We start from the raw sequence: 19,089 nt of genomic DNA, 5'->3' as shown, positions 1-19,089 counted from the left end.
GTGATACCGCGCTCACGCTCTTCTGGAGCGTTATCGATAGATGCGAAGTCTTTCGCTTCACCGCCGTACACTTTAGCTAGAGTAGTACAGATAGCAGCAGTTAGAGTTGTTTTACCGTGGTCAACGTGACCGATAGTACCAACGTTAACGTGCGGTTTAGTACGTTCAAATTTTTCTTTAGACACGATCGTGTTCCTTCCTAGTTATGATTCGCCACGATCCGAATTGATCGAGACGCGCCAGAAATTGCTATTTTATGCGCCAACGCCAGTCAGCGCAATATTTGGACGCATTGATCTTTAAAAAAAGCTGGACTTTTTTTTCAGTTCAAGACGATTTATTAGTAACCACGGTCTGCAATGATTTTCTCTGCAAAGTTTTTCGGTACTTCAGCGTACTCGTAAAACTCCATAGAGTAAGACGCACGGCCTTGAGTTGCAGAGCGTAGGTCTGTTGCGTAGCCAAACATCTCAGATAGAGGCACTTGAGCACGGATGATCTTAATACCCGCCACGCCCTCGTCCATACCTGAGATCATGCCGCGGCGACGGTTAAGATCACCAACAACATCGCCCATCCAGTCTTCTGGAGTGGTTACTTCAACATTCATCATTGGCTCAAGAAGAACTGGTTGCGCTTCTAGTGCACCTTTCTTGAATGCCATCGAGCCGGCGATCTTAAACGCCATCTCGTTAGAGTCAACATCGTGGTAAGAACCATCGAATAGTGTTGCTTTAATATCTAGCACTGGGTAACCCGCTAGAACACCACTGTTCATTTGCTCTTCGATACCTTTCGATACCGAGCTGATGTATTCCTTAGGAACAACACCACCCACAATTTCGTCAACAAAGACAAAACCTTCGCCAGGTTCAGATGGCTCCAGTTTGATCCATACGTGACCGTACTGACCACGACCACCAGATTGACGTACAAATTTACCTTCAACTTCCGCACTACCACGGATAGTCTCACGGTAAGCAACCTGAGGTTTACCTACATTACAGTCAACGCTGAATTCACGTTTCATACGGTCAACGATGATATCTAAGTGAAGCTCACCCATACCAGAAATCAAAGTTTGACCTGTTTCGTCATCCGTTTCGACACGGAATGACGGGTCTTCTGCTGCTAGTTTACCTAGAGCAATGCCCATTTTTTCTTGATCCGCTACTGAGCGAGGCTCAACTGCGATCTGAATAACTGGCTCAGGGAATTCCATACGCTCTAGAATAACCTTGTGGTTAATATCACACAGCGTATCACCTGTTGTAACGTCTTTAAGACCGATTGCGGCAGCAATGTCACCCGCGCGAACTTCTTTAATTTCGTCACGCTTGTTTGAGTGCATCTGAACAATACGACCAAAACGTTCTTTCTTCTGCTTAACAGAGTTGTAAACCGCATCACCTGAGTTCACGACACCAGAGTAAACACGCATAAAGGTTAGCGTGCCAACAAATGGGTCTGTCGCAATTTTAAATGCCAGCGCTGAAAACGGTTCGTTGTCGTCTGCATGACGCTCAACTTCATTGTCGTTTTCGTCAACACCTTTGATTGCTGGAACGTCTACCGGAGAAGGTAAGTACTCAACAACCGCATCTAGTACTGCTTGAACACCTTTGTTTTTGAACGCACTACCACAAGTGGCAAGAACGATTTCGTTGTTTAGTGTACGAGTACGTAGAGCTTGTTTGATTTCAGCTTCAGTCAGTTCGCCTTCTTCAAGGTACTTATCCATCAGCTCTTCAGACGCTTCAGCAGCCGACTCAACAAGGTTGTTGCGCCACTCTTCTGCCATTTCTAGCATGTCTGCTGGGATCTCTTCATAAGTGAAGGTTGTACCTTGATCTTCTTCGTTCCAGTTGATCATCTTCATCTTGATCAGGTCGATAACACCTGTGAAGTTCTCTTCCGCACCCACGTTAAGCTGGATTGGAACAGGGGTCGCACCAAGACGGTTTTTGATTTGATCAATAACACGTAAGAAGTCAGCACCTGCACGGTCCATCTTGTTAACAAATACCATACGTGGAACGTGGTACTTGTCAGCTTGACGCCATACAGTTTCAGATTGAGGTTCAACACCAGATGAACCACAGAACACAACAACAGCACCATCAAGTACGCGTAGTGAACGCTCTACTTCGATAGTGAAATCTACGTGTCCAGGAGTATCGATAATGTTGATGCGGTGGTCTTGGAATTGCGCTTCCATACCACGCCAGAAAGTTGTAGTCGCAGCTGAGGTGATTGTGATACCACGCTCTTGCTCCTGCTCCATCCAGTCCATGGTAGCAGCGCCATCGTGCACTTCACCGATTTTATGAGAAAGACCTGTGTAGAACAGAATACGTTCACTTGTGGTTGTTTTACCTGCGTCTACGTGAGCGACGATACCAATATTACGGTAGCGCTCGATAGGTGTTTTACGAGCCACGATTGAATCCTCTTGAATTAGGGACTATTGCTATCTCTAGTGACTTTAGCCTGTTTCTGGCGCTTTTTGCTTGCCCTAGATATAGCAATAGTTCCTAAGCTTGCGCATAGGAACTAGAGTAGAGCCGCGGGGAGTCCCGCGGCGCTGAAAGGTATTACCAACGGTAATGTGCGAACGCTTTGTTTGCGTCAGCCATGCGGTGAACGTCTTCACGTTTCTTAACCGCAGTACCTTTGTTCTCAGACGCGTCTAGCATTTCAGCAGCTAGGCGTTGAGCCATAGATTTTTCACCACGCTTACGCGCAGCTTCAACCAACCAACGCATAGCAAGTGCGTTACGGCGAACCGGACGTACTTCTACAGGTACTTGGTAAGTTGAACCACCTACACGGCGAGATTTAACTTCTACCGCTGGGCGAACATTTTCAAGAGCTTCTTCAAATACAGCTAAGTGATCTTTACCAGATTTCTCAGCCATAGTGTCTAGTGCAGTGTAAACGATTTTCTCTGCAGTAGATTTTTTACCGTCAACCATTAGGATGTTAACGAATTTTGCCAGCAGTTCAGATTTGAACTTTGGATCTGGAAGGATCTTACGCTGACCAATGACGCGACGACGTGGCATGGATTTTCTCCGTTGTCTTCTTCAGGTTTTATCCAAAACTTTTCAGTTTTTTCAAAAAATTAAAAATAATTTAGTGTTTGGCCTTACTTAACGGATTCCATTAAGACTTAGGACGCTTCACACCGTACTTAGAACGACCTTGTTTACGGTCATTTACGCCAGCACAGTCTAGTGCGCCGCGAACAGTGTGGTAACGCACACCTGGAAGGTCTTTAACACGACCACCACGGATTAGAACAACTGAGTGCTCTTGAAGGTTGTGGCCTTCACCGCCGATGTACGAAGTTACTTCGAAACCGTTTGTCAGACGTACACGACAAACTTTACGAAGTGCTGAGTTAGGTTTTTTAGGTGTAGTAGTGTAAACACGAGTACATACACCACGTTTTTGTGGGCACGCTTCTAGTGCAGGCACGTTGCTTTTAACAACTTGCTTTGCACGAGGCTTACGTACCAACTGGTTAATAGTTGCCATTAACTAGCTCCTGATTTACTTGAAAGTAAGCTTTGTGAAAAATCTATCCCTAACCACTAGTGGTAGTTAGGGACGCAAAATTCTATTCAGCAGTGAGAGGTGTGTCAAGAAATATACGGATCTTTTTTGCTCAACTTCTACCTACGATGTGTAAAAGCACAGCGACACTTTGACTGAGAATGATTTGGCTATTGCCAAGTTATCGAATTAGTAGACTCAACGGTCAAATTGACGAACCCGCTATAGTCAACCAAGAGTACCGATGGGCTGATACGGTTAGCGATTCCACGCGCATCAACGTCCGCTTTTAATACAGCGATATTCAACCCCTGAATAAGGGGATAGGTTTTGTGCTGTGGATTTGCACTGTATACGGCATCTTCGATTAGCAGTAGCTGGTCACCTTGGGTATAGACCTTTACTGCCTCTTCAATTGCCTGAATGGTTTTAACGATATGAAGCATGTAATACCACTATCTAAAATGTCAGGATCTTACCGGCTTGGTGAATCTGGGCGGCGAGCTCACTTTGCGATAGCTTTTGAGCATCTAAGACGAGATCCGCTTGAAGCAATCCACGCTCAGCTAATGACGATTCACACACATAAACTTGCTCTATGTCGTAGAGGTCAAACAGCTTCAGCATAGGTGCGTAATCCTTGCTAAGAATATCGCTCGTCTGCTGTCCTTGAAGTAGCTGATAAACCCCATCGCCACTGAAAATAACACTGATGTCTTCGCAATACGCTGACGCAGCAAGTAACGCATCAACGCCTTCTCGACCAGCGGACCTACCGTGAGGCGCACTACGAAATAAATAAGTTAACTGGCTCAAAACTGCACTACTCTATCTTGAACTAACATGGCTTCTGCCAAGCTACCTAACCCTGCCTGCTGGAAACCTTCCGCTAAGTTACTTTGAGATAAGCCATGCAGATTCGCTTCATCCTGACTCACTACTCCACGTCGTAACGCAGCCGCAACGCAGGTTTCGAGGCGCACGCTATGTTGATTCGCTAGACTCTGCCATGCTTTGACTAAGTCAAACTCATCATTCGCAGGTACAGTTAACGCACTCCCGTTATTTACGCCATCTTGATAGAAGAATACGCTAACCAGAGTGTGCCCCTGTTCGATAACCGCCCGAGCAAATTGATATGCACTACGCGCTGATTGGCTACCGTAGACGGAACCATTAACCACCAACGTATAAGTCAAGCCGTTCACCTTTCTTCATCCTCAGTCTTACGCTGACGAATGTATAGGTAAACCGTATGCTTAGAGATATTGAGACGATCAGCAACTCGGTTGATGGCATCTTTAATGTCAAAAATGCCTTTGTCGTATAGTTCCATAACTATCTGACGATTTTTGGTGTTGTTCGAAACCGACTTATCCGCATTGATTTCTTCAATAGTACGTTCAACGGTTTGGTCGACCAACTCTTCAACATCACTAGCAAAGTTCACAGATGACGCAGCTTGTTTCGCTTCTTCCGTTGGCATGAATGATTGAAGAACCTGCGAGAAAGGCGCATCAAGGTTAACGTTGACACACAAAAGGCCAATCACTCGATTTTCACCATTGCGAATAGCCACGGTGATTGACTTCATCAACACCCCACCCTTTGCTCGTGTGAAGTAAGAACGAGAAAAGTTGCGCTCAGAACCTTCTATATCTCGAAGCATTTTAAGCGCTAAGTCTGTAATCGGAGAGCCCACTTGACGACCCGTGTTTTCGCCGTTGGCAATCTTGATCGCGGATGTATTTAAATCTTCGAGTGAGTGAAGAACAATTTCACAAAACGGGCCAATGAGGCTCGCGATTCCATCAACAACAGCTTCGTATGATCTGAGAATGATTTTATCGTGCTCACTAAATGGCATCACATTCACAGATTCCATTTCGAGCAACATATCCGTGTTTACTGTTTCTGTAGTTGTCACTTTTTTAAGCCTTAGAGCGATAAATCAACAAATTGATGTAAGTTTATCAGAAATTTTGATGAGAACCTCTAGCTAAGCGGCTATCTAGTGATTTAGAACAAAAAAATTAGCATCTCTGTTTATCAAAACGTTAGAAAAAAGAAAGGTCTGACATAAGTCAGACCTTTCGATTGGAATGCACTCAATAACTATTGAGCCGCATCTTCGCCGTTATCTACTTTTAGTAGCTCAACTTCAAATACTAGCGTTGAGTTTGCAGGAATCGTCGGTGTATCTTGTTCACCGTAAGCTAATTCTGGTGGAATAACGAACTTAAATTTAGAGCCGACAGACATCAGCTGAACACCTTCAGTCCAACCAGGAATAACGCGGTTAAGCGGGAAAGTTGCAGGTTCGCCACGATCGTAAGAACTGTCGAACTGAGTTCCATCGATCAGAGTGCCCTTGTAATGAACCTGAACGGTATCTGTATCAGCCGGTTTCTCGCCTTCTGCAGGAGTCAACACTTGATATAGCAGACCTGATTCAGTCTTCACTACACCATCTTGCTTTTCAAACTCGACACGGAATGCGTCGCCATCTTTCTTAGCTGCCGCGGCTTTTTCTGCCGCTTGCTTTTGCATTGTTTCAGCAACACGCTTATCTAAAGCTTCTAACGCTGCACGTGTTTCTTCTTCATTAAGCTCTGGGTTACCAGCAAATACGTGCTCAATACCTTTAAGCACAAGATCCTTATTCAGCGTAATGCCGATTTCGCTTGGCTTGTCTAGGCTCGTGCTCAAGTAGTTAGCAAAAGAAACGCCGATAGCGTAAGCAGCTTTGTCATCTTCTGTTTTGAAGTGAACAAGTTTGCCCGTCTCAGCTTGCACTTGCTCAACCGCTGGTGCTGCTTCTGTTTTTGGTTCTTCTTCTTTCTGACAGCCAACAGCTAACGCAACCGTTGCGGCAAGCAGTGACACTTTAAAAATTGATTTCATTAATTTCTCCAATAATGGCTAACCATTTGTCTTTGCGCACAAATATGGAATTTCCACTGGTGTGCATGAGCATGTTGTACCAATATAACCAATATATGTCGTATTTAAACCTACACTAGGTGAAGAATGGTACCAAATGCGTATTATTTTTAACTCACTACTCATCACCATTGTCATTTCAGCGTTAAATGGCTGCTTTTTCTCCAGCCAAGACGCTCAACGATGGACGATTGAGCCTAAAGGAACGACCAGTTTTGCGCTAAGTCGAGACGCACGCTTTGCATTGCTCTATTCCAAGGAGCATCAACTGGTACTTTGGGATCTTACCGAAAGTCAACAGCTTGCCTCATTAGGTCCACAAGACCCTCAATCAAGTACCGTTTCTCGAATCAGAATCTCAGACAACGGCCGTTTTGCTGTTACCGCAACACAAATTAACTTTGCAGTTTGGGATTTAGCATGGACTCAAGCGCAAGGCTTATGGTCTATCTCAGATGGACTCATTAGGGATATCGACATCGCCAGCAATGGTGATCAAGTGCTGCTTGGTCTATCAAATGGCAAAGCCATCTACGTCAACTTAGTCACCGGACGCCGATTAGAGTTCCTTGCTCATAATGAAAAAGTTAATTCGGTCGCTTTATCACCAAATGGACGTTTCGCATTGTCAGGGGGGAATGATTACAAAGCCTACCTTTGGGATACACAGACAGGACAAATACTCAAAACATTTGAGCATGAACAGCGAATCAACCGTGTTGCTTTGCATAGAGATGGCAATTATGCATTCACTTCTGATGGCGGCAATCAGGCGATTGTATGGGATCTCAGCACAGGAAAGGCGCTCTCGTCTCTAAGTAGCTTCTCACGACAACTTATCTTTTCTACGGCTCGATTTTCCGATGATGGTCAGTATCTTGTGACCGGAACGCCTTCGAGTAGAGTCATGGTATGGAGTACACAAAGTGGCAAACGGGTCGATGGATTTGAAGCGGAACCACTAAAAGATACTCGCCCTCCTCGCGCAGTGGTGTATGATGCAGCCTTTGACAGCCAAAACCGTGTTATTTCGGGAACCTCGGCTGGTATTGCCCAAGCTTGGAATGTGGATTATTAGTGATGACAGAGCAGCGAGTTGAACAGCTAGAAAGCCGCGTCAACGACTTAGAGTGTCAGTTGGCGTTTCAAGAACAAACGATCGAAGAACTTAACGATGCCTTGAGTCAGCAACAATTGCTGATAACCAAGATGCAAGATCAAATGAAGTATGTTGTAGGAAAGGTGAAGAATATCGATTCTTCAAATCTTGCCGACCCTTCACAAGAGACGCCACCACCTCATTATTGAGAATTAGCTAGCCAAAGACGTAGGCGATCACGGCTCCAGCAACCACTAAACAGCCCCCAATTCTACGCAATTGATTATCGGGTTGTTCGCTCAATTGAGCGACCATGTTTCGCCATCCTTTTGGGGCGAGTAACGGGCCTAATCCTTCGACAATCAAGACTAAACCAAAAGCTAACCAGAGTGCATTCAACATCATTGTCCTCATGAAAAAATAAAGGCTCCGTATATCGGAGCCTTTTTGTTACTTAATGAATCTTACTTTGACGGTGCGCCAGCAGCATTATTCATGTATTGGAAGAATTCACTCTTAGGATCCAATACCAGAATATCACTCTTCTCACTGAACGATTTCTCATAAGCCTTCAGAGAGCGTAAGAAGCTGAAAAACTCAGGATCTTTATTGTACGAACTAGAGTAAATTTTCGCAGCTTTCGCATCGGCTTCACCGCGTGTAACACGCGCTGTTTTATCTGCTTCAGCAAGAACTGTTGCCACTTCTAGCTCAGCCTGAGCACGAATAACCTCTGCACGCTCACGACCTTGAGAACGGTGCTTACGAGCAACCGACTCACGTTCTGCACGCATACGTTTGTAGATTGAATCACTGATGTTGTCAGGTAGGTTGATTTTCTTCATACGGAAATCAACGATCTCAACACCAAGGTCAGTCAGCGCACTATCACGTGTACCTTCCAGTACATTGGCCATGATCTTGTCGCGCTCACCATCAATCTCTAACGCTTCTTTTGCCGCTTCAGTCGTCACTTCTTCGCTATCAGCACTGTCTGGTAACACGTCGTTATTACGTGGACCCGATACAATTTGCTTGATTTCGCGAGCACCAATCTCAGAACGGAGTACGTCTGTTACTTTACGCTCTAAAAGTGCTTCAGCAGTCAACACGTTACCGCCACCCGTTGTTAGATAAAAACGACCGAAGTCTTCAATACGCCACTTCACGTAGGTATCGATGATAACGTCTTTTTTCTCTGACGTTACGAAGCGGTCTGAACGACCATCCATTGTTTGGATACGAGCGTCTAACGTTTTAACACGGTCAAACAGTGGCATCTTAAAATGGAGGCCAGGTTCGTAAATTTTCGATACGCCGTTGTCATCTAAAACACGACCAAATCGAATAACCAAACCACGTTCACCCTCTTGAATCACAAATACTGACATCAGCAGTAGAGCAATTGTTACAACTAATACAGGGATCATTAACTTACGCATTCTTAATATCTCCCTTGACGTGAACCAGTTGAACGAGATTGAGAGTCTGAAGTGCTATCGGATTGCTGAGATTCAAGCTCAATCTGGTCATAAGCTGAAGTTTCCTTCACCTTACGGTTTGTTTGAGTTTGCGCTTCACCCGCTAACTTATCGATCGGCAAGTACAGTAAGTTACCGCTTGATTCAGAATCAATCAGAACCTTAGAAGTACTGCTGTAAACTTCTTCCATTGTATCTAGATACAGACGGTTACGAGTAACTTCTGGTGCTGCTTGGTATTCTGGTAGCAGTTTCTCAAACTGAGCAACCTGACCTAGCGCTTCGTTAACAACACGCTCAGAGTAACCAAGTGCCTCTTTCTTCAAACGTTCTGCACGACCCGTCGCTTTCGGCAAGATGTCGTTGCGGTAAGCTTCTGCTTCACGTTCAAAACGCTCTTCATCTTCTCGAGCCGCAATTGCATCATCAAATGCGTCTTTTACTTGCTCTGGCGGACGAGCTGACTGGAAGTTGACGTCAACAAGAACCACACCCATATCGTAGCTATCGATAATCGAATTCAACGTTTCCTGTGTGCTTTGACGAATCTGTTGACGACCACTTGTCAGGATACTATCCATCAATGCGTCACCAACAACCGCACGTAGAGCAGAATCTGTAGCTTGGCGTAAGCTATCATCTGCGTTTGTCACGCGGTATAGATACTTGTATGGGTCAGCTACACGGTACTGAACGTCCATTGCAACCGTCACAACGTTTTCATCTTTCGTCAGCATTAGACCAGATGAACGTAATGAACGAATTGCCTGTACGTTGACCGCTTCATACTCATCAATAAAGCGAGGGCGCCAGTTCAAGCCTGGATCGACCACACGGTCATACTTACCTAGACGTAGCACAACACCACGCTCAGCTTCACCAATAGTGTAAAAGCCAGCAAAGAACCAAATTGCTATCGCGATGATAGCAATGACACCAAAACCTAGTGCACCGCCGCCACCGATAGACGAACCTTTACCACCTTTACCACCAAACTTTCCACCCAGTTTCTGACTCAGTTTATTAAATACTTCGTCTAAGTCTGGCGGTCCTTGATCACGGCCACCTTTGTTACCACGATTATTATTCCCCCAAGGGTCATTATCGCGGCCATTGTTGCCGTTATTATTACCAGGCTCATTCCACGCCATTAGAAAGCTCCATCATTTGATATGACGTTATACTGTAGCAGTCATTTAAGTAACTATAAAGTCACGTAAAACTGCCCCTTCTCTTTTTTCAAGTCTAGACCAATCCACCTGTTGCATGCGAACATCAATCAACAAGTTACCATCCTGGTCATATTCTTCTCGTTGAATACATTTCATTTGGAAGAATGTACTACGAATTCGCCCTTGGTGTTGTGGCGGAATTCGCAATTGATATTGAACCATCTGGCTAGCAAGACGCTCTTTCAACGCCTCAAACAGCAGTTCAATACCGATGCCTTCCATTGCAGAAACCCAAACGGCGCGAGGTACACCCTCTTCATCACGTTCGATTCTTGGTTTCTGGTCTTCGAGATTATCAATTTTGTTCATCACCAGAAGAGATGGCACCTCATGGGCATCGATTTCTTCTAACACTATATGAACAGCTTGGATATTCTCACGAAAACGGTCATCGCTGGCATCAACAACATGTAACAAAATGTCAGCTTCTTGAGTTTCTTGCAGTGTTGCTTTAAAGGCAGCAACAAGATCATGCGGAAGATGACGAATAAAACCTACGGTATCCGCCAAAATCGCTGGACCAACATCATTTAACTCAATTTTACGTAGCGTGGGGTCAAGTGTGGCAAATAACTGATCTGCCGCGTAAACACCCGCTGAGGTAATTCGGTTAAATAAAGTAGATTTACCTGCGTTGGTATACCCCACCAAAGAGACAGTCGGGATTTCCGCTCGATTTCTAGCTCGGCGACCTTGCTCACGTTGCTTCGCCACTTTTTCTAAACGGCGAAGTATGGTCTTAATACGAACACGCAATAAACGTCGGTCAGTTTCTAACTGAGTTTCACCTGGTCCACGTAAACCAATACCACCTTTTTGTCTTTCAAGGTGTGTCCAACCACGAATCAATCGAGTAGAGATATGGCGTAGCTGTGCAAGTTCAACTTGAAGCTTACCTTCGTGGGTGCGGGCACGTTGAGCAAAAATATCTAGGATCAAACCTGTGCGATCCAAAACTCGACATTTACACAACGCTTCTAGGTTACGTTCTTGGGCAGGAGAGAGGGCGTGATTAAAAATCACAATATCAGCATCAGAAAGCTGCACCGCTTGTGCAATCTCCTGAGCCTTACCCTCTCCGACATAGTATTTAGGGTGTGGTGACTGACGACTGCCTGTTACAACTTGTAACGCAGATACGCCAGCTGAAGAGACCAGCATCTCAAACTCACTGAGATCTTCCCACTCCCCTTCTTGCGTGAAGTTGACATGAACAAGTACGGCTCGCTCACCGGCTTCATAACGGTCAAACAAGCAATCAACTCCTTAAAAACTAATTGGGTAATTCAGAGAATTAATCTTCTGATTTGTCTTGCTGACGATCACCTTGTGGGCGCGGTTCACCACTATGGTGGCTCACTGGACGAGCAGGAACTACCGTAGAAATTGCGTGCTTGTACACCATTTGGTTAACTGTGTTTTTCAGCAAGATAACAAATTGATCAAATGATTCGATCTGACCTTGCAGTTTAATTCCGTTTACAAGGTAGATTGATACAGGAATACGTTCACGACGTAATGCATTTAAGAATGGGTCTTGTAGAGATTGCCCCTTAGCCATTTTTATTTTCCTTATTTTGTAATTTTGTTTTAGTTATTTAGCTAGTGGTGCGCTGCATTAAAATATGCGACCTTTGCTCTGAGCTAAACGAATAAAATAACACCCTGTCGCTACCTGTTATGACGGCTTTAGACCGAAATTTCAAGTAACAGATCCTTTACAGGGTAAATTCACGCAAAAGCGATCACATTATACACAGCTAAAACCTTCAGATGCTATTGCATTTGAAACAGTTTCTAGTGCTTGTTCAATGTTTTCACTATCTAACCAAGTTAAATTATCCCAGCTGCGTAACCAGGTAATCTGTCGCTTGGCCAACTGGCGGGTTGCACATACGCCCTTAAAGATGGCGTCATCTAACGTGCAATTCCCATCCAAATAGTCCCACATCTGTCTGTAACCAACGCAACGAATTGACGGAAGATCAGGATGAAGATCTTCGCGAGCATATAGAGCTCGCATCTCTTCTTCAAACCCTGCTTCAATCATCTTTTCATAGCGAAGCTCTATCCGACGATGGAGTTCAGCCCTTTCCTTGGGAGCTATTGCAAACTGTTTAACTCTAAACGGCAGGCTATCACCTTTGGTTTGAGTCAGCTCAGTTAGAGTTTTACCTGAAATTCGATAAACTTCCAATGCCCTTGATAACCTTTGTGGATCATTCGGGTGGATTCGCTCAGCTGAGACAGGATCAATCTCTCTCAGTTGAGAGTGGAGCTTATCCCAACCTTGAGCCAATGCTTCTTGCTCAATCTGCTGACGGATTTCAGGATTAGCAGCAGGCAGAGGTGATAAACCTTCCAACAACGCTTTGTAGTACAACATAGTGCCACCCACTAAGAGTGGGATCTTGCCTTGTTCTACAATATCGTTCATTTCCTTTAATGCATCTCGGCGAAAATCCGCCGCCGAATACGATTCACTTGGATCTAAAATATCAATCAAACGATGTGGTGCTTGCTGCTGTTCATTGGCATCCGGTTTTGCCGTGCCAATATCCATACCTTTATAGATCAAAGCTGAATCAACAGAAATGATCTCTACTGGAAATTTTTTTCGCAAACGTATTGCGAGATCAGTCTTGCCTGATGCGGTTGGCCCCATCAAAAACAGAGCCAACGGTAATTCACTGTTATTCATATCTAAAATGCTGCAATCGTTGCAGAAAAATCAACGGGTCTAACAAACGTCTTGTCACCCAATGGAAGCCGATCTTGCCATAACTGTTCGAGATCAGCGATGATCTGAATTGCTTCCGACAAAGTGTAGTCGCTTTTCACTTGAGTAATGCGATCACTTAACCAACTTGCGATCTGAGGATCGCTGAGCGAATTCGATGTCGCGATATACGAAGCGGCGTAAGATAGCAGATCTGGAACCAGTTGTTGTAAGTTTTGTTGCCTTAATGGTTGAGGTACTCCCATCACCATTAGCGCTTTATTGCTGCGTGTCTTAAGCTCAATTCCAAACTTTTTCAGTACCGAGTCCAAGCGCTCTGCCACCTGCAAAAGCTCTGGATCCAACTTTAGCGACAGTGGAACCAGTAAAGGTTGGCTTTTCAACGGCCCATGGAGCGTCGCCAACTGACCATTAATACGAAGCCATTCCGCTTTTGCTAAGTTCACCAAGCAAGTTCCAGACTTATCTCCCATGACCAGATAACGACCTTGCGCAATAGAAATCGCTTTGCCCAGTGTTTCGACCGTATCACCACTCATTGGTTCAGTAGGATTCTGAACGGACGTTTGATTCTCCGTATGTTCTGAGTGGAACTCTGGAGTCTTCAATAACTCTTGATACGCCTTCACTTCTTGCCTGCTAGGCGCAGGCTCACTGTATCGCTCAGTAACTCGAGGTTTTGGCTCCGATCTGGACTCATGCCACTCATTGCGGGGTGGAGATTCACGTAACGAATCTCGTTGGCTTTGGTAGTCTGCCTTGCCTGGATACGAAGGAATGGCTTCAATCGCCTGATACTCTTGTTGAGATACCCCTGCCTCCAACAATTCACTTTGCGATGCAGGATCTTGTTCAGATTCAGAATGAAATGCGGACGCCGCATGCTGAGGCTTGTCGATGTATGCACTTTGTGCCAGCGCATCACTTAGAGCCTGATAGATAAAATCGTGAACTAAACGAGCTTGATGAAAACGTACTTCATGCTTTGCAGGGTGTACATTGACATCGACTTGATGCGGGTCGAGTTCAATAAACAGTACGTAAGTTGCAAATTGATCTGGTCGTAGGCTGGTTTCATAACTCTGACGGATAGCATGATTGATCAACTTGTCTCTCATCATCCGCCCATTTACGTAGCAATACTGTAGATCGCTTTGCTGCCTTGCACCTTCAGGAGTGGTTATCCAACCATGCAGTTTCAGTCCTTGATGCTCAAGCTCTATCTTAAGCATATTGCGTACAAAACTATTGCCACAAACTGCCGCTATGCGCTTCTCTGCCTGAGCTTCTGTCTTCGCAGCACGGTACTGCTTGACCAGTTTACCGTTATGTCTGAGGTTGATCGTAACGTCGAATCGACTCAACGCTATGCGTTTAAGTAACTCATCAATATGCGTAAATTCGGTTTTTTCGGTGCGAAGGAATTTACGCCTAGCAGGAGTATTGAAGAAAAGATCCAGCACTTCAACCGAGGTACCAATCGGATGAGCTGCAGGCTGAAGCTTCACTTGCATATCTCGCCCCTCACTGTATGCAGCCCAAGCTTGCTCCTGAGTGGCGGGACGAGAGGTTAGAGTTAGACGTGCGACAGAGCTGATACTAGCCAAAGCCTCACCGCGAAACCCTAGACTGATGATCGCTTCAAGATCGTCAAGGGTATGGATCTTGGAAGTCGCATGTCGACTTAAAGCAAGACCGAGTTCCTCTTTGACGATTCCTTTACCATTATCACGAACACGAATCAGCTTAGCTCCACCTTTTTCGATATCGATATCGATGCGTGTAGCGCCTGAATCTAAGCTGTTTTCAACCAGCTCCTTCACCACAGAAGCTGGTCTTTCTACCACCTCGCCAGCTGCTATCTGGTTCGCTAAACGAGCTGGAAGAATTCTAATCGTCATATTGGCTACTTAATCTTTAGTTGCGTGGGATAATGAGTACCTGACCCACCGCGAGTTGATCAGAACGTAAGTTGTTCGCTTCGCGAAGACTGGCAACACTCACACCATAATTGCTGGCAATCTTACCAAGGAACTCACCACGTTTTACCGTGTGCTTACGCAGCGGCTGATCTTTCAAGCTCACTGTGATCTTGAGTTTTTGACCCAACTTAAGCGTGTCTGATTTAAGACTGTTCTCTCGCTTAATCGCATCAACCGACACCTTGTATTTGGTGGCAATTTTACCTAGATACTCACCACGCTGAACAACGTGTGTCAGTGTTTTAGTCTCAATAGGATTCTTAATCTCTGGTACAGTAATTGATGTGCTAGCCCCAGGAATCGTCAGGATTTGTCCTATCGCTAAGCTACTGCTCTTGAGCTTATTCGCCTGCATGATCGCTTGAGTTGAAGTGCCATACTTGTTGGCGATAACAGACAATGACTCACCACGAGACACTTTATGCTTGATCGCTTTCCCACGGTTCGCAAACAGAGTACCTTCCGGCGGATTGGCCTCAAAATACTGGACTATAGCCTTCGCTAAAGCTTGAGCTAACTTATCCTGATGACTGCGTTGAAAGAGGAGTTTTTCTTCTGTTGGGTTAGAAATAAACCCTGTCTCAACCAGTACAGAAGGGATGTCTGGTGACTTTAATACCGCAAGACTCGCATTAACTGGGTCTTTCTTATGCAGATAGATCCCCGAACGGGTCATTTCACTCAGAATCTTAGTGGCTACCTTAAAGCCCTCTTTCTGAGAATGGCTAAATTGCAAATCCAGTAGCGTCTGACTGACATTCTTATCATTATTATTCTTAGCCAATACTTCACCAGCGCCACCAAGCAGTTGTGACTGCTCCTCATGATTCTCTACCCAGCGAGCAATTTCCGAGTTTGCACGGCGTGTATTCAGAACAAAGACTGAGCCACCTCTAGGTTGAGGAGAGTGAAATGCATCGGCGTGAATTGACACTAAGAGGTGCGCTTTATTTTTACGTGCAATCTCCGAACGCTTATTCAGATTGACGTAATAATCCCCCCCACGAGTTAATACCGCCTTCATGCCTGGAACAGCATTGATTTGCGCAGCCACCTTCTTCGAAACGGCTAAAGTCGCGTGTTTCTCATATTTTTTTGTTGGACCAATCGAGCCAGGGTCTTCACCACCGTGACCCGCATCAATAGCAACCACAATGTCGGCCGTGCCAAGTAACTGAGACGCATCTCGGCTGACCGTCGTTTTGCTGTTGGTTGGTGTCGTTGCAGGTGCTGACGCGCCAGAACTGTCATGTGGCATATCAATCACTAAGCGATGACCATACTGCCCACCGGGTGTCGGTGCCAGCTTAAATAACTGAGGATTCACTTTACGCTTAAGTTCAAACACTAAGCGGTAGGTGCCTTTTTCTGGAGGGGAACTTTGGCGTATTTTTTTCAGTACCGGACTATCAGAAATAGTAAGTGGTAACTTAGTACTCAGCGTGGTCTGCTTGAGGTCCACCACTAACCGCTCTGGACTGGAAAGCGTAAAGTAACTGAAGTCAGCTTCAGATTTTAAATCTATAACAACTCTTGTCTCATCTGGAGATGGCCAAACGCGAATGCCCTCAAGAGCATTCGCGAAACTAAAACCGGAGAAAAGAGTAAGAGCAACAAAAAGTGGAAAAAATACAGCTCTTAATAAACGGCTCTTCAACATAACTCCAACTGTTCTAATAATTGACTTCCATAGGGATTATTTGCCGTGAGTTGAACGACTCGTGCCTCACCATCGTAACGAAGATCGATATCAAGATCGGCGTCAGGCAACAAGCCTTGTCCTTTTTCTGGCCATTCCACAAGGCAGATAGCATCAGGGGTGAAATAATCACGGATCCCCATGAACTCAAGTTCTTCAGGATCAGCAAGGCGATAAAGATCAAAATGATAAACTTGCCATTGATCAAGCTGGTAAGGCTCAACCAAGGTATAGGTAGGGCTTTTTACATTCCCCTGATGACCCAACGCACGCACAAAACCACGACTAAAGGTTGTTTTGCCTGCCCCCAAATCACCATGCAGATAAATAGTGGTTTGCTGAGAACACAACTGTGCCAGTGCGGTACCTAATTGAATCGTGGCCTGTTCATCTGTAAGGGCAAATTGTTTGGTGGTCATCAAGATCAATCTCTACGCTGTGACTATATAAAATCTAAAATAACAGGAATAGTAAACTGGGTTGGATTTGAGAGACAAGAGCTCTTGTGTAAGTAAAACGAAAAATCAGCAATTTCTTGCCGTTTTTCTTTTTTTACCAGCTAGATCCTAAATATAAGATCCGTTAAGATCCTGCCCCCTTAATCAGGAACACACCAGCATGAACTACCAAGCGCTCGCAGACAAGATCAAAAGTTGGGGCCAAGAACTCGGCTTCCAAAAAGTAGGGATCTGCGACGTCGATCTTTCCGAGCATGAAGCGGCGCTACAAAAATGGTTAGATGCTGGTTATCACGGTGAAATGGACTGGATGGCTCGTCACGGCATGATGAGAGCTCGTCCAAGCGAACTCTTGCCCAGCACAATTCGTGTTATCTCGGTCAGAATGGACTATCTCCCTCCTGAGGCACAATTTGCATCAAACTTATCCGATCCAACACAAGCTTATGTCAGTCGTTATGCTCTTGGACGCGACTACCACAAACTTATCCGCAACCAGCTTAAAAAACTAGGCCAAAAAATAGAGCAAGAAGTGGGTCAGTTCGGGTATCGCCCATTCGTAGACTCTGCCCCAATACTCGAAAGGCCCTTGGCGCAAAAAGCCGGATTAGGTTGGGCTGGTAAGCATTCCCTCATCCTAGATAAAGATTGTGGCTCATGGTTTTTTCTTGGAGAGTTACTCATCGACCTGCCACTGCCCGTTGATCAACCTAGTGCTGAACAATGTGGCAAGTGTCAGTCCTGCATTACCTCATGCCCGACACAAGCCATTATCGACGATGGCGTTGTCGACGCTCGACGCTGCATTTCATATCTCACGATCGAATACGATGGTGTGATTCCGGAAGAATTTCGTCAGGCAATGGGAAATAGAGTTTACGGCTGTGATGACTGTCAATTGGTCTGTCCTTGGAACCGATTCGCTGAACTCACTCATCAGGAAGACTTTCATCGTAGAGAGGCATTAAAAAAAGCTGACCTCACGGAGCTCTTTCTTTGGGATGAGGCAACCTTTCTCAAAAATATGGAAGGTTCCGCGATCCGCCGTATTGGTCATCTTCAATGGATGCGCAATCTCTCTATCGCGATGGGTAATGCGCCTTATTCGTCAGCAATTGTCGACGCTCTCCAGCAGCGTATCGGCTTGAGCGATGTTTTAGATACGCATATCCACTGGGCATTGGCTCAGCAACAATCGCAACTTCCATCTGCATCCAATAAGTTGGCTAGACTAATTCGAATTGTAGAGAAAGGATTGCCTAGAGATGCATAATGCTTGCCGAACATTATGGTTCAGAACTTGATTTAGCTCTAAAAAACGAAATGTGGAAAAAATAAAGAGAGAATGCTCATTTTCTTACAAGTGAAGAAGTTAATCACATTGTGTGGAAATGACTGGGATCAAAAAATAGTGACTTAATGATCTATTTCCCACTTCGTTCAAACCATGGAAATTGTCATTTATCACTTAAAAAACAATCACTTACAAAAGAACTCATCAATTTACAGAATCCTCTTTAAGCAAAAAGATCGTTTTAGTCAAGCTTTATACATAGTGAAAAATCAGGTTACCCACCAACTTATCCACATTAGCAAAACTGTGGATAACTCTGTTGACGAATGCGTAGAGACCTAGCCTACATGGTGTTTGCTATAGTGATTCCCTGAGCATAGGTATGCTGAGATTTTTAGTTGAGACATAAAAACGCCCACCTAGTACTAGGAGGACTTTTTACAAATTTGGGGTTCATGCTTCGCAGCATTAGCTAAAGAGCGGTGACCTTAAAGGTCTATTCAAACGAGCTTGTCATTTGAAGGAGATTTGGAGCGACACACGAGGTTCGAACTCGTGACCTCAACCTTGGCAAGGTTGCGCTCTACCAACTGAGCTAGTGTC

At 45.0% G+C, this 19,089-nt stretch carries 21 protein-coding genes; 3 read left to right on the top strand and 18 right to left on the bottom strand.

What is annotated here, in order from left to right; genetic code table 11:
• The 9 genes from ACQEXP_RS21025 to fkpA form a co-directional block, all read right to left on the bottom strand.
• Window positions 1–185: GTP-binding protein (locus tag ACQEXP_RS21025; protein ID WP_232425018.1), on the bottom strand; the 185-nt coding region annotated here is incomplete at its 3' end.
• A 155-nt stretch (window positions 186–340) separates the two neighbouring features.
• Window positions 341–2,440: an elongation factor G gene (fusA, locus tag ACQEXP_RS21020; protein WP_426971440.1), complete on the bottom strand. Its 2,100-nt coding sequence runs from the start codon at window positions 2,438–2,440 to the stop codon at window positions 341–343.
• A gap of 154 nt (window positions 2,441–2,594) precedes the next feature.
• A complete protein-coding gene (gene rpsG, locus ACQEXP_RS21015; protein ID WP_045957025.1) occupies window positions 2,595–3,065 on the bottom strand; it encodes a 30S ribosomal protein S7 in 471 nt (156 codons plus the stop codon).
• A 100-nt stretch (window positions 3,066–3,165) separates the two neighbouring features.
• The gene (gene rpsL, locus ACQEXP_RS21010; protein ID WP_004399892.1) at window positions 3,166–3,540 is read right to left on the bottom strand and encodes a 30S ribosomal protein S12; all 375 of its coding nucleotides are present in this window, start codon (window positions 3,538–3,540) and stop codon (window positions 3,166–3,168) included.
• A gap of 188 nt (window positions 3,541–3,728) precedes the next feature.
• Window positions 3,729–4,004 carry a sulfurtransferase complex subunit TusB gene (gene tusB / locus ACQEXP_RS21005; protein WP_269378541.1) on the bottom strand — a complete coding sequence of 92 codons (276 nt, stop codon included), beginning with the start codon at window positions 4,002–4,004 and terminating at the stop codon, window positions 3,729–3,731.
• Window positions 4,005–4,017: 13 nt separating this feature from the next.
• Window positions 4,018–4,374 carry a sulfurtransferase complex subunit TusC gene (gene tusC, locus ACQEXP_RS21000; RefSeq protein ID WP_426971439.1) on the bottom strand — a complete coding sequence of 119 codons (357 nt, stop codon included), beginning with the start codon at window positions 4,372–4,374 and terminating at the stop codon, window positions 4,018–4,020.
• Complete coding sequence (gene tusD / locus ACQEXP_RS20995) at window positions 4,371–4,766, bottom strand: sulfurtransferase complex subunit TusD (RefSeq protein ID WP_426971438.1); 396 nt, start codon at window positions 4,764–4,766, stop codon at window positions 4,371–4,373. Before tusD ends, tusC begins: the two co-directional genes overlap by 4 nt.
• Window positions 4,763–5,485: a helix-turn-helix transcriptional regulator gene (locus ACQEXP_RS20990; protein WP_138971634.1), complete on the bottom strand. Its 723-nt coding sequence runs from the start codon at window positions 5,483–5,485 to the stop codon at window positions 4,763–4,765. The genes tusD and ACQEXP_RS20990 overlap by 4 nt, the downstream gene beginning before the upstream one ends.
• 188 nt (window positions 5,486–5,673) lie before the next feature.
• A complete protein-coding gene (fkpA, locus tag ACQEXP_RS20985; RefSeq protein ID WP_426971437.1) occupies window positions 5,674–6,462 on the bottom strand; it encodes an FKBP-type peptidyl-prolyl cis-trans isomerase in 789 nt (262 codons plus the stop codon).
• A 136-nt stretch (window positions 6,463–6,598) separates the two neighbouring features.
• Between fkpA and ACQEXP_RS20980 the strand changes: the two genes are divergently transcribed.
• Together ACQEXP_RS20980 and ACQEXP_RS20975 are read left to right on the top strand one after the other, a co-directional pair.
• On the top strand, window positions 6,599–7,579 hold the full coding sequence (locus ACQEXP_RS20980) for a WD40 repeat domain-containing protein (RefSeq protein WP_269378537.1): 981 nt from the start codon (window positions 6,599–6,601) through the stop codon (window positions 7,577–7,579).
• A 2-nt stretch (window positions 7,580–7,581) separates the two neighbouring features.
• The gene (locus ACQEXP_RS20975) at window positions 7,582–7,809 is read left to right on the top strand and encodes a SlyX family protein (protein ID WP_269378536.1); all 228 of its coding nucleotides are present in this window, start codon (window positions 7,582–7,584) and stop codon (window positions 7,807–7,809) included.
• A gap of 7 nt (window positions 7,810–7,816) precedes the next feature.
• Here the strand turns inward: ACQEXP_RS20975 and ACQEXP_RS20970 are convergent, their stop codons facing one another.
• The 9 genes from ACQEXP_RS20970 to tsaE form a co-directional block, all read right to left on the bottom strand.
• Window positions 7,817–8,002, bottom strand: coding sequence for a DUF2065 domain-containing protein (locus ACQEXP_RS20970; RefSeq protein ID WP_426971441.1), 186 nt, complete (start codon window positions 8,000–8,002; stop codon window positions 7,817–7,819).
• Window positions 8,003–8,064: 62 nt separating this feature from the next.
• Complete coding sequence (hflC, locus tag ACQEXP_RS20965; RefSeq protein WP_269378535.1) at window positions 8,065–9,042, bottom strand: protease modulator HflC; 978 nt, start codon at window positions 9,040–9,042, stop codon at window positions 8,065–8,067.
• A gap of 2 nt (window positions 9,043–9,044) precedes the next feature.
• Window positions 9,045–10,232 carry an FtsH protease activity modulator HflK gene (gene hflK / locus ACQEXP_RS20960; RefSeq protein ID WP_269378534.1) on the bottom strand — a complete coding sequence of 396 codons (1,188 nt, stop codon included), beginning with the start codon at window positions 10,230–10,232 and terminating at the stop codon, window positions 9,045–9,047.
• Between the two features lie 45 nt (window positions 10,233–10,277).
• Window positions 10,278–11,567, bottom strand: coding sequence for a ribosome rescue GTPase HflX (gene hflX / locus ACQEXP_RS20955; protein ID WP_269378533.1), 1,290 nt, complete (start codon window positions 11,565–11,567; stop codon window positions 10,278–10,280).
• 40 nt (window positions 11,568–11,607) lie between these two features.
• Window positions 11,608–11,874, bottom strand: coding sequence for an RNA chaperone Hfq (gene hfq, locus ACQEXP_RS20950; RefSeq protein ID WP_138971627.1), 267 nt, complete (start codon window positions 11,872–11,874; stop codon window positions 11,608–11,610).
• Window positions 11,875–12,063: 189 nt separating this feature from the next.
• Window positions 12,064–13,014 (bottom strand): tRNA (adenosine(37)-N6)-dimethylallyltransferase MiaA, encoded by a 951-nt coding sequence (gene miaA, locus ACQEXP_RS20945; protein ID WP_269378532.1) that lies wholly within the window; start codon window positions 13,012–13,014, stop codon window positions 12,064–12,066.
• A gap of 2 nt (window positions 13,015–13,016) precedes the next feature.
• Window positions 13,017–14,954, bottom strand: coding sequence for a DNA mismatch repair endonuclease MutL (gene mutL, locus ACQEXP_RS20940; RefSeq protein WP_426971436.1), 1,938 nt, complete (start codon window positions 14,952–14,954; stop codon window positions 13,017–13,019).
• 16 nt (window positions 14,955–14,970) lie between these two features.
• A complete protein-coding gene (locus ACQEXP_RS20935) occupies window positions 14,971–16,695 on the bottom strand; it encodes a LysM peptidoglycan-binding domain-containing protein (protein WP_426971435.1) in 1,725 nt (574 codons plus the stop codon).
• Window positions 16,689–17,153 (bottom strand): tRNA (adenosine(37)-N6)-threonylcarbamoyltransferase complex ATPase subunit type 1 TsaE, encoded by a 465-nt coding sequence (gene tsaE / locus ACQEXP_RS20930; RefSeq protein ID WP_269378529.1) that lies wholly within the window; start codon window positions 17,151–17,153, stop codon window positions 16,689–16,691. The genes ACQEXP_RS20935 and tsaE overlap by 7 nt, the downstream gene beginning before the upstream one ends.
• 199 nt (window positions 17,154–17,352) lie before the next feature.
• Here tsaE and queG point away from each other — a divergent pair, with 199 nt between their 5' ends.
• On the top strand, window positions 17,353–18,465 hold the full coding sequence (queG, locus tag ACQEXP_RS20925) for a tRNA epoxyqueuosine(34) reductase QueG (protein ID WP_426971434.1): 1,113 nt from the start codon (window positions 17,353–17,355) through the stop codon (window positions 18,463–18,465).
• Window positions 18,466–19,089: the final 624 nt, after the last annotated feature.

Source organism: Vibrio sp. TRT 1302, assembly GCF_050113875.1.
Classification (GTDB): Bacteria; Pseudomonadota; Gammaproteobacteria; order Enterobacterales; family Vibrionaceae; genus Vibrio.
The sequence above is the reverse complement of the archived record's forward strand: the minus strand, read 5'-3'. Positions and strand labels throughout refer to the sequence as shown.

Coding starts and splice junctions, on each gene's coding strand:
- rpsG (WP_045957025.1), bottom strand. CDS start 3,065: ATGCCACGTCGTCGCGTCATTGGTCAGCGTAAGATCCTTCCAGATCCA.
- rpsL (WP_004399892.1), bottom strand. CDS start 3,540: ATGGCAACTATTAACCAGTTGGTACGTAAGCCTCGTGCAAAGCAAGTT.
- tusB (WP_269378541.1), bottom strand. CDS start 4,004: ATGCTTCATATCGTTAAAACCATTCAGGCAATTGAAGAGGCAGTAAAG.
- fkpA (WP_426971437.1), bottom strand. CDS start 6,462: ATGAAATCAATTTTTAAAGTGTCACTGCTTGCCGCAACGGTTGCGTTA.
- ACQEXP_RS20980 (WP_269378537.1), top strand. CDS start 6,599: ATGCGTATTATTTTTAACTCACTACTCATCACCATTGTCATTTCAGCG.
- ACQEXP_RS20975 (WP_269378536.1), top strand. CDS start 7,582: ATGACAGAGCAGCGAGTTGAACAGCTAGAAAGCCGCGTCAACGACTTA.
- ACQEXP_RS20970 (WP_426971441.1), bottom strand. CDS start 8,002: ATGTTGAATGCACTCTGGTTAGCTTTTGGTTTAGTCTTGATTGTCGAA.
- hflC (WP_269378535.1), bottom strand. CDS start 9,042: ATGCGTAAGTTAATGATCCCTGTATTAGTTGTAACAATTGCTCTACTG.
- hflK (WP_269378534.1), bottom strand. CDS start 10,232: ATGGCGTGGAATGAGCCTGGTAATAATAACGGCAACAATGGCCGCGAT.
- hfq (WP_138971627.1), bottom strand. CDS start 11,874: ATGGCTAAGGGGCAATCTCTACAAGACCCATTCTTAAATGCATTACGT.
- miaA (WP_269378532.1), bottom strand. CDS start 13,014: ATGAATAACAGTGAATTACCGTTGGCTCTGTTTTTGATGGGGCCAACC.
- mutL (WP_426971436.1), bottom strand. CDS start 14,954: ATGACGATTAGAATTCTTCCAGCTCGTTTAGCGAACCAGATAGCAGCT.
- ACQEXP_RS20935 (WP_426971435.1), bottom strand. CDS start 16,695: ATGTTGAAGAGCCGTTTATTAAGAGCTGTATTTTTTCCACTTTTTGTT.
- tsaE (WP_269378529.1), bottom strand. CDS start 17,153: ATGACCACCAAACAATTTGCCCTTACAGATGAACAGGCCACGATTCAA.
- queG (WP_426971434.1), top strand. CDS start 17,353: ATGAACTACCAAGCGCTCGCAGACAAGATCAAAAGTTGGGGCCAAGAA.